At 41.3% G+C, this 15725-nt stretch carries 12 protein-coding genes; 7 read left to right on the top strand and 5 right to left on the bottom strand.

Going from position 1 to position 15725, the window contains the following annotated elements:
• Window positions 1–24: 24 nt before the first annotated feature.
• Window positions 25–456, bottom strand: coding sequence for a hypothetical protein (locus E0H87_RS03440; protein ID WP_131322322.1), 432 nt, complete (start codon window positions 454–456; stop codon window positions 25–27).
• Between the two features lie 128 nt (window positions 457–584).
• The gene (locus E0H87_RS03435; RefSeq protein ID WP_131322321.1) at window positions 585–1904 is read right to left on the bottom strand and encodes an MFS transporter; all 1320 of its coding nucleotides are present in this window, start codon (window positions 1902–1904) and stop codon (window positions 585–587) included.
• A 347-nt stretch (window positions 1905–2251) separates the two neighbouring features.
• Here E0H87_RS03435 and glpD point away from each other — a divergent pair, with 347 nt between their 5' ends.
• Entirely contained in the window at window positions 2252–3763 is a 1512-nt protein-coding gene (gene glpD, locus E0H87_RS03430; RefSeq protein ID WP_131322320.1) for a glycerol-3-phosphate dehydrogenase, read from the top strand.
• A 96-nt stretch (window positions 3764–3859) separates the two neighbouring features.
• Here the strand turns inward: glpD and E0H87_RS03425 are convergent, their stop codons facing one another.
• Both E0H87_RS03425 and E0H87_RS03420 read right to left on the bottom strand, forming a co-directional pair.
• Complete coding sequence (locus E0H87_RS03425) at window positions 3860–4231, bottom strand: hypothetical protein (RefSeq protein WP_131322319.1); 372 nt, start codon at window positions 4229–4231, stop codon at window positions 3860–3862.
• Window positions 4232–4343: 112 nt separating this feature from the next.
• Window positions 4344–6176, bottom strand: a complete 1833-nt coding sequence (locus tag E0H87_RS03420; protein WP_131322318.1) for a phosphoenolpyruvate carboxykinase (GTP) — start codon at window positions 6174–6176, stop codon at window positions 4344–4346.
• Between the two features lie 413 nt (window positions 6177–6589).
• On the opposite strand from E0H87_RS03420, the gene E0H87_RS03415 reads away from it, so the two are divergent.
• The 5 genes from E0H87_RS03415 to E0H87_RS03395 all read left to right on the top strand — a co-directional run bounded on the left by E0H87_RS03415 (window position 6590) and on the right by E0H87_RS03395 (window position 11775).
• Complete coding sequence (locus E0H87_RS03415) at window positions 6590–7522, top strand: diacylglycerol/lipid kinase family protein (protein ID WP_131322317.1); 933 nt, start codon at window positions 6590–6592, stop codon at window positions 7520–7522.
• Window positions 7503–8261 (top strand): metallophosphoesterase family protein, encoded by a 759-nt coding sequence (locus tag E0H87_RS03410; RefSeq protein WP_131322316.1) that lies wholly within the window; start codon window positions 7503–7505, stop codon window positions 8259–8261. The genes E0H87_RS03415 and E0H87_RS03410 overlap by 20 nt, the downstream gene beginning before the upstream one ends.
• 195 nt (window positions 8262–8456) lie before the next feature.
• On the top strand, window positions 8457–8747 hold the full coding sequence (gene groES, locus E0H87_RS03405) for a co-chaperone GroES (RefSeq protein WP_116763434.1): 291 nt from the start codon (window positions 8457–8459) through the stop codon (window positions 8745–8747).
• Between the two features lie 61 nt (window positions 8748–8808).
• Complete coding sequence (gene groL / locus E0H87_RS03400) at window positions 8809–10443, top strand: chaperonin GroEL (protein ID WP_131322315.1); 1635 nt, start codon at window positions 8809–8811, stop codon at window positions 10441–10443.
• Window positions 10444–10608: 165 nt separating this feature from the next.
• A complete protein-coding gene (locus E0H87_RS03395) occupies window positions 10609–11775 on the top strand; it encodes a LuxR C-terminal-related transcriptional regulator (protein ID WP_131322314.1) in 1167 nt (388 codons plus the stop codon).
• 7 nt (window positions 11776–11782) lie between these two features.
• Here the strand turns inward: E0H87_RS03395 and E0H87_RS03390 are convergent, their stop codons facing one another.
• Window positions 11783–12157: a diacylglycerol kinase gene (locus E0H87_RS03390; protein ID WP_131322313.1), complete on the bottom strand. Its 375-nt coding sequence runs from the start codon at window positions 12155–12157 to the stop codon at window positions 11783–11785.
• 425 nt (window positions 12158–12582) lie between these two features.
• Here E0H87_RS03390 and E0H87_RS03385 point away from each other — a divergent pair, with 425 nt between their 5' ends.
• The gene (locus E0H87_RS03385; protein ID WP_131322312.1) at window positions 12583–15681 is read left to right on the top strand and encodes a multidrug efflux RND transporter permease subunit; all 3099 of its coding nucleotides are present in this window, start codon (window positions 12583–12585) and stop codon (window positions 15679–15681) included.
• Window positions 15682–15725: the final 44 nt, after the last annotated feature.

The following is a 15725-nucleotide window of genomic DNA, read 5'->3' as shown; positions in this document are numbered from 1 at the left end:
ATAGCGTCTTATAAGATTTTGATTTTATGAGCAGCTATAGCGCACAATACGCAAAGTACTTGGACGCGCTTCTAAAGCCTGACGTGTTGCGTAGTCTTCGCCATTATGTAGGTCTGGCGTGTTGCTGAGCCCGATAGAAGTACGTGAGTTACCAATCTGACGACCATAACTATCAGATGCCATCGCAGCAGGGTTAGCGACTTCGTTCACACTTAAAATTTGCAGTTTAAAGGTTTTATTTGTCCCTAAAACTTTTTGGCAAGCGCGTTGTAGTTTTTTGGCATCTAGGTCCTGATTTTGACGACCAGCAAGGGTATACGCGAGGGTTGCAGAGTCCGCTGTTTGGCTTTCTACACGGTAACCGACTTGACCATTATACTGTTGAGGCGTGCTTTGGCAGGCTGCAAGCCCCACAACGATAAAACTAAGCCCTAAAAATTGAAACGTTTTTTTCATGGTGAAAGTTCCGTGTTTTATTCTTGGGCACAGTATGCCATAAGCATGTGAAAATAACGATGTAGTTCAAAGCAAAACGACCCTCCTGTAACAAAAATCAGGATGGTCGAGAGCGGCTATAAGGGTGATTAATGATCGGTAATTAAACTGTGTTTTTTCGTGTCTTTCATAAACACATAGGTAATTAAAGATAAGCCGATCATGATGGTAATATAATAAAAGAAATAGCTTTCATGGCCTGCATTTTTAAAACTTAAAGCGATCAATTCTGCGGTACCACCGAAGATGGTATTGGCAATCGCATAAGGTAGTGCAACACCTAAAGCGCGAATATGGGGTGGAAATAGTTCAGCTTTTACAACCGCATTAATCGCGGTATAGCCTGTCACAATAATCATCCCGCTCATGCAGAGTAAAAATGCCGTTGTCACGTCTGTGGTTGTTCCCAGACGATTGAAAATCGGTACGGTAAAGAGTACGCCAAAAATGCCGAAAGCGATCATAATGGGTTTGCGCCCAATTTTATCGGACAAGGCGCCTACTGCAGGTTGAATCAGCATAAAAATAAAGATGGCTGCTGTGGTGATTTCAGTGGCAGTGCTTTTGTCAAAACCAGAAGTATTCACCAAATATTTCTGTAGGTAGGTGGTAAAGGTATTGAATGCGAGTGTGCCGCCCGCAGTCAGCATAATGACGGTAAAAGCGGCTTTAGGGTGCTTGGTAAATAACTCGATCGCCCCTGATTTTGGTCCACCTTGTTTGGCTTGTTCTTGAGCTTCTTTTGAAGATTGGGTTTCAACCAAACCACGACGGATCCAGAACACCACAATCGCTAACATGGCACCAATCAGGAAGGGAATACGCCATCCCCATGCATGTAATGCTTGTTCAGAAAGTGTATGTTGCAGAATAATCAGCACACATAGAGCGATGAGTTGACCTGAAATTAAGGTTACATACTGAAAACTAGAGAAAAATCCGCGATGATTTTTACCCGCCATTTCTGTTAAATAAGTCGCACTCGAGCCATATTCACCACCTACACTGAGTCCTTGCAGCAGTCGCGCAAAGAGTAAAATTGCAGGTGCTAACATGCCCGCAGTATCATAAGATGGGGCACAGGCAATCATAAGGGAGCCCACACACATCAAGGATACAGATAGGGTTAAACCTGCTTTACGCCCTTTACGATCTGCATAGATGCCCATAATCCAAGCACCAATCGGGCGCATTAAAAAGCCTAAGGCAAATACAGCTGCCGCTTGTAAAAGCTTGACAGTTTCATTGCCCTCGGGAAAGAAAACGGGCGCAAAATACAGTGTGAAGGCTGCATAAACATACCAATCGTACCACTCCACAAGGTTACCAGCGGAGCCACCTAAAATAGATTTAAAACGTGTTTTTCGATCAAATGGCGTGTGCGCAATTTGTGGGGATGAGTTTGACACAAGAAATTCCAGAGCAGTGGCAAAACACATTCTTTTAAGTTCTTTTTGGGGGTTAAAAACTTAAAAACATGTATTTTATAAAAGAAATAATATGTTACTTTTCACATTTCTTTATACGCTCATGCGCTACATTTCGCATTCGACTTTAGTCGCAATAAAGGGAGTAGTCGGGATTGAGTCATCCAAGATTGATGAGCTATGTTGAAGGATTTTGTATAGAACGTATTTTATGGCAATGGTCCGACAATAAACGCCTTGCAATTTGGGTTTTCTGTTAGGATTAAGTAGAGAACACTATAAACAAAATAAAAGTTGCTTGAAGCACATAAAATAAGAGGAGCCTAAACATGGATCAACATCATTTATATGACATGGTCGTCATAGGCGGAGGAATTAACGGGGCAGGTATTGCTGCCGATGCCGCGGGGCGGGGGTTATCTGTTTTGTTGTGTGAAAAGGATGATTTAGCCAGTCATACCTCATCAGCCAGTAGCAAATTGATTCATGGTGGTTTGCGTTATTTAGAGCATAAAGAGTTTCGTCTAGTACGGGAGGCTTTGGCAGAGCGCGAAGTCTTGATGGCAAAAGCACCACACCTGATTCGTGCCATGCGCTTTATTATGCCGCATCGTCCACATTTACGGCCTGCATGGCTCATTCGGACAGGTTTATTTTTCTATGATCATTTGGGTAAACGGGAAAAGCTAGCGGGTTCCAATCTAATCAATTTTGATCCGAAAACCAGTCTATTTAAACCTGAAATTGTGAAAGGATTTGAGTATTCGGATTGTGCAGTCGACGATGCGCGTCTTGTTGTTGCGAATGCAATGCAAGCTCATGAAAATGGGGCCAGTATACACACACGGACACGTTGTATTGCAGCGCAGACAGAGCAAAACGTTTGGACCGTACAATTACAAAATACACAAGGGATCTTTACTGTTCGCGCCAAAGTATTGGTGAATGCTGCAGGACCATGGGTCACTGAATTTATCCAGCAAGATTTAAAAATGCAGGCGTCTTATAGCATTCGATTAATTCAAGGTAGCCATATTATCGTACCGAAGATTTATACAGGAGATAAGGCTTTTATTCTGCAAAATGATGATCAACGAATTGTCTTTGCAATTCCATATCTAGATGAATACACCCTGATTGGGACTACGGATCAGCGTTATTTGGGCAATCCTGATCAAGTAGACATTACAGAAAGTGAAATTGATTATTTGTTGCAGGTCATGAATGCACATTTTCAGCAGCAATTGACGCGTCATGACATTATTGCCACTTATTCAGGTGTTCGTCCATTGTGTGATGATGAGTCTGATAATCCATCTGCCATGACCCGTGATTATACCTTGGTATTGACTCACCAGCAGCATGCACCATTGCTTTCCGTGTATGGAGGCAAGCTTACGACTTATCGTAAACTGGCAGAATCTGCCATGCATCAACTCAAGCCATTTTTTAATAAATTAAAACCTGACTGGACTGCCAAAGCCTTATTACCAGGTGGAGAAAATTTTTTTGACGAAACACGTTTGGTTGAAGAGTTACAACAGCGTATACAAGATATAACTCAATCACTTGCGGAGCGTTGGATACATACTTATGGGTCGCGTGTTTGGAAGATGCTGGATGGTTGTGAGAGTATTTCTGCGCTTGGGCAGCACTTTGGACATGAGTTATATCAACAGGAGCTCGACTATCTGGTGGCTCACGAATGGGCAGTGAGTAGTGAAGATATTTTAAAACGCCGTACCAAGTTGTATTTAAAATTTGACCCAGACCAGATTGCTCGATTGGATGAATATTTGCTTGCTTTACATAAACGTCGCGCACAAGAGATAGCAGCTTAATATCATTTGAGTTTATACAAATGATTGGCTTTAAACTCTTGAAAAAGCTGGTTATTGACCCGTTAAAAAAAAGCCGCTTCAGCGGCTTTTCTACATTTAGATTTCGATACCACCAATTTGTTGGCAGTTTACAGGCGTATTCCATTTAACGGCTGTACCCCATATAACTGGACGTACAATACGCCAAGGCCAGAAACCAAATCTTTGACTGGCATTGTAGTTAATGACTACGTTACCACCAACCTGGTGCGTACGCTCTGCAAAACGTGGATAAAGTTCTTCAACGCTACCATAAGTACCTTTCGCTACTTTGATGCGTTTCATGATTTTAAATTGGCTAGAATCAGGTGTGCCCTTGATTGCGCAGATATGAGGAGCTGATTGTTCTACAGTTTCAGTATTGGCCATAGCAATACTTGATAAGCTGAGTAAGCAGACGGTTGTCGTTAATGTAAGTGTTTTTAGCATGGATTTCCCCTTTTTATGCTTAGTTGTGAAGTTATAAAAGTTATAAATTTATTAAAATAGGTTGAAAAAAGACCGCTAACGCGGTCTTTAATCTTAAGTTTTTTTTAAGTATTTAAGCAGATTGCTTAACCGCTTCTAGAAGTTCGTTTTGACGAGCTTTAAGTGCAGCTGGTAAACGGTCACCTAATTGATTGAACAATTCAGTGTGGCTCTCAATTTCTTTGATCCATTGATCTTTATCTTGAGAAGTTACAAGCTCAAATTGTTCTTTAGTGAAATCAGAACCAGTCCAGTTTAACTGTTCGTAAGTAGGGACTAAGCCAATTGGAGTTTCAACAGCGCTTGCACGACCTTCACAACGATCAATGATCCATTCAAGCACACGCATGTTTTGACCGAAACCAGGCCATACGAAGTTGCCTTCAGCATCACGACGGAACCAGTTTACATTGTAGATGCCTGGAAGTTTGTTACCAGCAGCTTTTGCTTTTGCTTCAACTTCTGCACCAAGTTCTAACCAGTGAGAGAAGTAATCAGCCATGTTGTAGCCCGCAAACGGAAGCATAGCAAACGGATCACGACGAACAACACCTTGTTGACCCACAGCAGCAGCCGTAGTTTCAGAACCCATAGTTGCAGCTTTGTATACGCCATCAACCCAGTCAAATGCTTCTGAGATTAATGGAACTGTGTCTGCACGGCGACCACCGAAGATGAACGCAGAAATTGGTACACCAGCTGGATTTTCCCAGTCAGCGTCAATAGAAGGGCATTGACCAGCAGCAACTGTAAAGCGCGCATTCGGATGAGCTGCTTTTTCAGTACCTGTATGAGGTTGACCTTTCCAGTTCGTAAGGTTTGTAGGCGCTTCTTTAGAAAGACCTTCCCACCAAACTTCGCCGCTATCAGTTACAGCAACGTTGGTATAGATCACGTCTTTTTGTAGTGTTGCCATACAGTTCGGGTTGGTCTTGGTATTTGTACCAGGCGCAACACCGAAGAAGCCAGCTTCAGGGTTAATTGCATATAAGCGACCATCTTCACCTGGTTTAATCCAAGCAATATCGTCACCTACAGTTTCAATTTTCCAGCCTTCGTAGCCAGCTGGCGGAATCAACATTGCAAAGTTTGTTTTACCACAAGCAGAAGGGAATGCTGCAGCGATGTAGTGTTTTTCACCTTGAGGATTCGTTACACCAAGGATGAGCATGTGTTCAGCTAACCAGCCTTGCTCACGACCCATTGCAGATGCAATACGGAGTGCTAAGCATTTTTTACCCAATAATGCATTGCCGCCGTAGCCAGAACCATATGACCAAATTTCACGAGTTTCTGGATAATGAACGATATATTTTTCAGGGTTGCAAGGCCATGCAACATCTTTTTGACCTGCTGCAAGTGGTGAACCTACAGTGTGTACACAAGGAATGTATTCGCCATCAGTACCCAGAACGTCATAAACGGCTTTACCCATACGTGCCATTTTAGACATGCTTACAGCAACGTAAGGAGAGTCTGTTAATTCAATACCGATGTGTGCAATGTGGCTGCCCAAAGGACCCATAGAGAAAGGAACAACGTACATTGTACGACCTTCCATAGCACCGTCAAATAAACCATTTAAACGCGTGCGCATTTCTGCAGGAGCTTCCCAGTTGTTTGTCGCGCCTGCATCTTCTTCTTTTTCAGAACAGATATATGTACGACCTTCAACACGAGCAACGTCAGAAGGGTCAGAATTTGCAAGATAAGAACCAGGGTGTTTTTCTTGGTTTAAAGCTTGCATAGTGCCGTTAGCGATCATCAAGTCGATAAGACGTTGATATTCTTCTTCGCTGCCGTCACACCATTCAATCTTTGCTGGTTTGGTTAATTTCGCAATTTCTTCAACCCATGCAATAAGCTTAGGGTGACGAACGAATTCTGGTGCGTTCACTTGGGTCATGGTGAGGCCTATCTTAAAAGTGTACAAATTTTGTACAAAGTCCAATCTAAGTAATCAGGTTACCTAGATGAAAGTAAAAAAAAGTGGCAGTATTAAAGCACAAAACGATGAAAAAAATAAGACACCCGTATCTACTTGTAGATATTGATAATTTGCATTGTATTTTTATTTTTTCTTTATAAATCATTGTGTTGGTATTTTTATTTTAAAAATTTATTTGTATTTATTTTGTTTATGGAAATTATTTATTTAAATTATGTTCTTTACATACAATAACTTACGTGTATTTTTTTTATGAGAATTATTATTGATTAAATAAATGGTGGTAATTTGAATTTTGCATAAGGGCATTGTTAATTGGTGATAAATTGGACAAAATTAGAGCAAATACTTCATAGAAGTGAATTTGCGGGATGAATTTAAAACCTCTTTCCATTATTTACAATGCACGCTCTGGTTTTCATGCCAACAATAAAGAACAAGTCTATGAACAATTGCTGACATATTTTACAGAGCAAGGTTTCGAAATTCAGGCTTTTGAACTTGGCGAAAAAAACGATTTTCCTGCTTTGATGCAATCCATTATTCAGCGCCATTCTGCTTCCAATGAAATGGGGGTGATTGTTTCGGCGGGTGGTGATGGTACTTTAAATGCAGTTGCCAAAGCCTTACTCGGAACCGATATTCCTTTAGGTATTTTACCTTTAGGCACATTTAATTATGTGGCGCGGGTTTTAAATATTCCCCTTGAAATTATGCAAGCGGCTGAAGTGATTGCTACAGGGCAGATACGCTCCATTCATGTAGCTAAAATTAATGATCAAATTTACTTAAATAATGCTAGTTTGGGCTTATATCCTTTATTCATTCAACGTCGTGAACTCTACAATGCCAAGTTTGGGCGTTTTCCTTTGCATGCCTACACTTCGGGCTTGGATGTATTGATTCGTGATCGTAAAGAATTGAAACTGGAGGTGGAAGTGGATGGTAAAACCTATCCTGTAAAAACGCCTTTAATCTTTTTTGGTAATAATCAATTGCAGTTAGCAGAAATGAAATTACGTATTGCCAAATGTGCAGAGCAAGGGCAAGTTGCAGGCGTAGTGGTGGCAAAAAGTGATAAGTTGACCCTATTTCGGATGTTATTACAGCTAATTCGGGGTGAATTAGAAAAAGCGCCTGATGTGTATAGTTTTGCAGCAGATGATGTCAAAGTCTTTTCACGACGTGAAAAATTAACGGTTGCACTGGATGGTGAAATTGTAGAAATGCGTCCACCCCTGCATATCACGGTGCAAAAAAATGCCGTTAAGATGATGGTGCCCTATGTTGCTCCATCTGTCTGATTTACATTTCGGTACGGAGCGACCTGAATGTCTCACGGCAATTCAGCAGTTTTGCCGTGAACAACAGCCCGAACTGGTGGTTGTGAGTGGGGATTTAACCCAACGTGCACGCTACATTGAGTTTTTTCACTGTAAACAATTTCTCGACAGTTTGAATTGTCCTTACTTGGTGGTGCCGGGTAACCATGATATTCCGCTGTACCATCTTTGGGATCGTATTTTTAATCCCTTTACGCGCTACCAATTGTTTTTTGGCAATATGGAAATGACGTTGGAAACTGAGCACTTTTATATGATTGGGGTTAACAGTATTCGCCGTCGTTACCATACGCGCGGACATATTTCTCTAGAGCAAATTCAGCGGATTGATCAAATATTAAAGCGTGCACCTGAACATAAAATAAAAATTATTGCAGCGCATCAGCCTTTTTATGCATCACCAGAAGATCCGCATGACATTAAAGATTGTCCTGTACTTGGACGGATGGCATTAGATATTTGGAGCAAAAGTGGTTTAAAGGCACTGTTGCATGGTCATTTGCATCAGTCAGCAGTATTCGATTTAAATTATTTATACCATTTGGGAGTCGGGCATCCTGTACTCGATATTCATGCTGGTACCGCAACTTCTTATCGTTTACATCATGCTTTGAGCAATAGTTTTAATGTCATCGATGCGCAGGCAGATGTCCGACATTATCAATTTAGTCTTCAACATTTAGCGTTTGAATTGGTTTGAATTGCTGAATTAAGCAACGAATCATTCATATTGCGTAAAAAAAATACAAAAAAGATGATTTTTTTTAAAGTCTGCCCTTGAAGCCCTATTTTCCATCCCCACAAAAGTGTCATCTAAAATCATTTTGATGATGACCAAAGGAATAAATAAGTCGTCATCAGTCATCTTAATAGACTTAGTCTGATGGAGTTATTTATGAGCAACATTCGTCCATTACATGACCGTGTAGTTATTCGTCGTGTTGAAGAAGAAACGAAAACCGCTGGCGGTATTTTATTGCCAGGTTCAGCAGCTGAAAAGCCTGCACAAGGTGAAATTATTGCTGTAGGTAATGGCCAAATCACTGACAACGGTATTCGCGCTTTAGATGTAAAAGTTGGCGACAAAGTATTGTTCGGTACATATGCAGGTACAACTGTAAAAGTACAAGGTGAAGAACTTCTTATCATGAAAGAGTCTGACATTTTAGCTGTATTAGAAGGCTAATTCTGTCCTTACTCGTTCAATCTCAGATTAGTAAAGATTAAAAAAATTTCGGAGTCTATAAATGTCAGCTAAAGACGTAAAATTTGGTGATTCAGCTCGCTCAAAAATGATTGCAGGCGTAAACGTGCTTGCAGATGCTGTAAAAGTAACTTTAGGTCCTAAAGGCCGTAATGTTGTGATCGACCGTTCTTTCGGTGCACCACACATCACTAAAGATGGTGTAACTGTTGCGAAAGAAATTTCGCTTAAAGACAAATTTGAGAACATGGGCGCTCAATTGGTTCGTGAAGTCTCTTCTAAAACCAATGACATCGCGGGTGACGGTACAACAACTGCAACTGTACTTGCTCAAGCAATCCTAAACGAAGGGATCAAGTCTGTAACTGCGGGTATGAACCCAATGGACTTGAAACGTGGTATCGACCTTGCAGTGAAAGCATTGGTTGCTGAAATTAAAGCAACGGCTAAGCCTGCGTCTGATACTAAAGCGATTGAACAAGTAGGTTCAATCTCTGCAAACTCTGACGAAACTGTAGGTAAACTCATTGCACAAGCAATGGAACGCGTGGGTAAAGAAGGCGTAATTACCGTTGAAGAAGGTTCAGGCTTTGAAGATGCTTTGGACGTTGTTGAAGGTATGCAGTTTGACCGTGGTTATATCTCTCCATACTTCGCGAACAAACAAGACACGTTGACTGCTGAATTAGAAAACCCGTTCATTTTGCTTGTTGATAAAAAAATCAGCAATATCCGTGAATTAATTACTGTTTTAGAAGCAGTAGCTAAAACAGGCAAGCCACTTTTAATCATCGCTGAAGATGTTGAAGGTGAAGCATTAGCAACACTTGTTGTAAACAACATGCGTGGCATCATTAAAGTATGTGCAGTGAAAGCGCCTGGTTTTGGTGACCGTCGTAAAGCAATGCTTCAAGACATCGCAATCTTGACGGGTGCGACTGTGATTTCTGAAGAAGTAGGTATGTCTTTAGAGCAAGCTTCTCTTCAAGATTTAGGTACTGCGCACAAAATCACAGTGTCTAAAGAAAACACAGTGATTGTGGATGGTGCGGGTGATGCAGCTCAGATTTCTGAGCGTGTAACTCAAATTCGTGCACAAATTGAAGAATCTACGTCTGAATATGACAAAGAAAAACTTCAAGAACGCGTAGCTAAATTAGCTGGCGGTGTTGCAGTGATTAAAATTGGTGCTGCAACTGAAGTTGAAATGAAAGAGAAGAAAGACCGTGTTGATGATGCATTACATGCAACGCGTGCGGCGGTTGAAGAAGGTGTAGTTGCTGGTGGTGGTGTTGCACTTGTACGTGCTGCAACTGCGCTTGATGGCGTAACTGGCGCGAATGATGACCAAAACGTGGGTATCAACATTCTTCGTCGTGCAATTGAAGCACCACTTCGTCAAATTGTTGCGAATGCGGGTGATGAACCTTCAGTTGTGATCAACGCGGTGAAAAATGGTGAAGGTAACTTCGGTTACAACGCTGCAACTTCTGAGTATGGCGACATGCTAGAAATGGGTATTCTTGACCCTGCGAAAGTAACGCGTTCTGCACTTGAACACGCTGCTTCTGTTGCTGGTCTTATGCTTACAACTGAGTGCATGATCACTGACATTCCAGAAGACAAACCAGCGATGCCTGATATGGGCGGCATGGGTGGTATGGGCGGCATGATGTAATTATCGGCCCAAACGTACCAAGCTAAAAAATCCCCACTTAATGTGGGGATTTTTTATTTTTATCGGTATAATTAAGTGAGAAAAAGATTTAAAAAGTATAAAGCTATAAAAAACAAAATATTAAAGTAATGTATCAGTGTTTTTTTTGCTTCTGGGGAGAGGGAGATGGAGCAAGAACATGAAATGGTCGAAATGATTTATGAAGCAACCATAAATCCAACATTGTGGCAGCAGGTTCTTATTCGACTGGTTGAATATACAGGTAGTCAAAGTGCAATTTTTACTGCAATCGATCAACTTAATCCCAAATTTAATTTCACCTTTACCCACAATATTTCTGAGCTGACTTTAGCCGCCTATCATGATGAAAAAATTCAGATGATCGATATGCAATTACATGCTCCTATTTTGAAACAACAAGGTTTGGGAGAGCCTGTGGTTTTGGACTGGAGCGCTTACGCACAGCGTCAAGGGCAAGCGGAATATATCTTTTATGAAAAATGTGTGGCGCCATCAGGCATAGGTTCGGTGCAAGGCATTTTATTAGAAACAGGACAATATCGTTGGGCAGTATTGGGTATTCATCGAACAGCGACAGTGCCAATATATCAACAACAAGAAACTGAACTGCTAAAAAGACTAAGTAAGCATTTTCGTCGTGCTTTGCAAATTCATCGTCAGTTAAGTTTGGTACAGCAGGAAAATAGCGATTTATATCAGCTTTTTGATGCTTTAAAAACAGGAGTAATTTTACTGGATGAAAATGCCCATTTATTGTATGCCAATGCGAAAGCACAAAGGATTTTAGAAACAGGCCAAGAACTCAGTTTAGATCATTTTAATCGTTTGAAGGCGATAACGCCTTATCATGCACAATTAGAACAATATATTGCCAGTGCATGCTTTCAAGATTTGTCATCAAGCAATTATCAAGCGATTCATGCGGGTGGCGTTCTGGTGATTCCGTCTGCTGAAAAGTCGCGAGTTTTGACGGTCAGTGTTGTACCTTTTTCAAGTGTTTGGCAGAACATGCTGAATCAACAGCAAACAGAACAGAAAGTAGCGGTATTTTTAACTGAGCCAGATAAATATTATCAACTTGCGGGTGATTTTTTAAAGCAGCATTATCAGCTTTCACCACGTGAGGTCAAAATTTGTGAACTTTTTGTCAATGGCTACAATCTTGAAGCCATTGCAAAGGAATGCACGTTGACACTCAGTTCAGTCCGCACCTATATGAAATATATTTTTGCCAAAATGCAGTGTTCAACTCAAGTCGAATTATTTCGTTTATTGGTAGATTTGAGCTTGGATTTTGAACATATTCCTTAATGGCACTTTAGCTCCATAAAATCAGTAACCAAGTGACGGCAATAATACTTAAAGCAACAAATTGTGCGGCACTGCCCATATCTTTGGCATTTTTAGACAAGGGATGACGTTCTAAAGAAACGCGATCGACAATGGCTTCTAAGGCAGAGTTGAAGAGTTCAACGATAATTGCCAATAAGCAGACTGCAATGAGAATGGCTTGCTCGCTACGACTCACGTTGAGAAAAAAAGTGATTGGAATCAAAATAAGATTGATAAAAATAATTTGTCGAAAAGCGGCTTCATGCTTAAAAGCGGCTTTAAAACCAGCGATGGAATAGTTGGTTGCATGAAAAATGCGTTTAAAACCAGTTTTACCTTTAAGGGGAGAATATTCGCTCATGATGGATTGGATCGTTCAAGATAGAGAGGATAATAGCCCTGATAGATTAAAGTGGGCTTAAAACATACGAAAGTATGTGCACTCAGTTTAGCATAAATTAAGATGAATCAGATGGGCAATAAGTCGTAACTTAGCTTGAAATAAAGAGATATTTATCCTTTGAGTTCAGCTTATATTTAAATAGGCATTGGCTTTGTGGATTGAAGCATATCTAGCTGATATAGGATTAAAGCTTGATTTACATGATTCATTAGTATGCTGAGGCTGAGGGAATGAATCTTCACAATGTCTACATAATTGAATAATAAATCCGTAACTATGTTAATAATGATTGCGTTTTATAGTTGGGTCATTGAATATCAACATAAATTTGCTAGTTTTTTTGATTCCTCCTTTGTCTTCTAATTTTTAAGTGGCGCAGACCTATGTTGTCTAAGTTTTTTATACAACGTCCCATTTTTGCTGGTGTACTTGCAATTATTGTGATGGCTATGGGACTTTTTGCTGTACTGAATTTACCAGTAGAGCGTTATCCCGATATTGCGCCACCACGTATTACTGTGAGTGCAAGTTATACAGGTGCATCTGCGGAAACTGTCGAGGAAAGTGTTACACAAATTTTAGAACAACAAATCAAAGGGATCGATCACCTTTTATATTTTAGTTCCAGTAGTGATTCTTCTGGGCGAAGCCGAATTAGCATCAGTTTTGAAAACGGTACAGACCCAGACACTGCGCAGGTACAAGTTCAGAATGCCATTAACGGTGTGGTCAGTCGGTTACCCGAAGATGTACAGCGCCAAGGTGTCAATGTCTATAAATCACTGGGGGATACCCATATGGTGATTGGCTTGTACGATGCCTCTGGTCGTAGTGACAATATTGAATTGTCTGATTATATGATGACGCATTTGGAGCAGGACATTGCGCGTATTGAAGGGGTGGGTGAAGTTGATGTGTTTGGCTCGCAATATGCCATGCGCATCTGGCTGAATCCGACAAAACTCAAGCAATATAGCTTAATGCCATCCGATATTCGTGGTGCAATTGAAGCCCAGAATACCCAAGTGGCAGCGGGGGGCATTGGGGATTTACCCACAGTCGAAAATCAATATCTGAATGCTAAAGTGACTTCGGGATCGCGCCTTAAAACGGTGCCTGAATTTGAACAGATCATTGTGAAATCAAACCGTGATGGTAGTTTTGTTTATTTAAAAGATGTGGCGCGTATTGAGCTTGGTGCGGAAAACTATCAATCTTTTAACACCATCAATGGTTTTGCCTCGGCAGGGATGGGTATTTCGTTGTCTTCTGGAGCAAATGCCCTTGCAACTTCTGCATTGATTAAAGCCGAGGTTGAGCACTTATCCAGTAAATTACCCGCGGGCTATAAAATTGTTTATCCACGTGATAATACGCCGTTTGTACAAGAGTCAATTAAGGAAGTCGTCAAAACTCTATTTGAGGCAGTTGTTTTGGTGGTGATTGTCATGTTCTTGTTTTTACAGAATTGGCGCGCTACCTTAATTCCGACCATTACTGTGCCTGTGGTGATTTTGGGCACGATGGCAATTCTGTATGTTTTAGGCATGAGTATTAATACCTTAACCTTGTTTGCTTTGGTTTTAGCCATCGGGTTATTAGTAGATGATGCGATTGTGGTGGTCGAAAATGTAGAGCGTCTGATGCATGAACAGCATTTATCTGCCAAAGATGCCGCCATTGAATCCATGCAGGAAATTAGTGGCGCTTTAATTGGGATTACTTTGGTGCTGACCGCGGTCTTTATTCCGATGGCATTTTTTGGGGGTTCAACAGGGGTTATTTATCGCCAGTTTTCCATGACTTTAGTAGCGGCCATGGGGCTTTCCTTAATGGTGGCTTTGGTGTTAACACCCGCCCTGTGTGCTTTAATTTTACAGCCAAGTAATAAGCAGAAAAAATGGGCCGTGTGGTTCAATCAAAAGTTAGAACAGTTAAAAACACACTATCTTAAACTTACGCAATTCACCATGAATCATAAACGCATCAGTTTAGTGATATTTACAGCGTTAATTGCCGTGTTTGCCTTGTTCTATCGTGCTTTACCGACCAGTTTTATTCCGAGTGAAGATCAGGGCATATTAAGTGTGCAATTTGAGTTGATCAATGGTGCACCGTTGTCTAAAAGTCGTGAAGTCGGAGAGGAAATCCGCCAGTATTTTCTGAGTCAAGAAAAAGCCAATGTCAATTTGGTGATGGTGCGTTATGGGCGTAATTACTCTGGAACGGGACAGAACCTAGGGCAGGGTTTCATAGCCTTAAAGCATTGGGATGAGCGGAGTGGTCAACACAATTCAGCGCAAGCCATACGTGAACGCGCCATGCAGCATTTCCGTAAGAATCGGAATGCCAAGATTATGGTGAATATGCCATCTTCAGTCAGTGGGTTGGGACAAACGGATGGTTTGGAGTTCTGGATTCGAGATATTAACGGCAATGGACGTCAATTCTTAGATGCAGAATTTAAGCAGTTACAAACGGCAGCAGAACACTATAAGAGCTTTGAAAATCTGGATAACAAGGCAAATCCTGATAAAGCCGAATTACAAGTCAAGATTGATCAAAAACAGGCGATGGCTCTAGGCTTATCTCAATCTGCGATTAACAGTACCTTGTCGGCTGCGTGGGGTGGCTCTTATGTCAATGATTTTATTGATCGTGGGCGGGTCAAACGTGTGATGATGCAGGGGGATGCCGAATATCGATCGAAGCCTGAAGATTTGCAGCAATGGTATGTCCGCAATGATACCAATCAGATGGTGTCATTTGCCAATTTTGCCAACGTGAATTGGGGTGGCGGGCCAGAAGTCGTGAAACGCTTTATGGGCTATACCGCTTTAGAGATGGAAGCGGATATGGCCAAGAATGTCAGCTCTGGTGTCGCTATGGGCGATATTCAGAAACTGGTGGAACAGCAGCCCGATATTGACTTGGCATGGAGTGGTCTTTCATTTGAGGAGCAGAAATCCAGTCATCAAGCATTATGGTTGTATTTAATTTCGATTGGTTTTATCTTTTTATGTTTGGCTGCGCTGTATGAGAGCTGGACTATTCCAACGGCTGTGATGAGTGCCATTCCTTTAGGGATAGGGGGCAATATCCTGTTCAGTTATTGGGTCGGATTCCCAAATGATATTTATTTCCAGATTGCCTTACTCACCACGATTGGGCTGTCGTGTAAAAATGCCATCCTGATTGTGGAATTTGCTTCTATGGCACAAACACGTGGTCTGACTGTCATGCAAGCCGCTATGGAAGGTGCAAGTTTACGCTTACGTCCAATTTTGATGACTTCTCTGGCTTTTGGTGCAGGCGTCATTCCTTTGGTATTTGCCTTTGGTGCAGGTGCGGCAAGTCGTCAAGAAATCGGCATTAGCGTACTCGGTGGAGTGATTTTCGGGACAGTCTTGGTACTGATTTTTATTCCTTTTATGTATGTATTGATTCGCTCCATTTTTGGAACTAAACAACAGCAATCATAATGCTGAGAACTGTTGCTGGGTTTCTGTATTTTGTAAATCCAACA

Origin of the sequence: Acinetobacter sp. ANC 4178 (genome assembly GCF_004331175.1) — a bacterium.
Lineage (GTDB): Bacteria > Pseudomonadota > Gammaproteobacteria > Pseudomonadales > Moraxellaceae > Acinetobacter.
The sequence above is the reverse complement of the archived record's forward strand: the minus strand, read 5'-3'. Positions and strand labels throughout refer to the sequence as shown.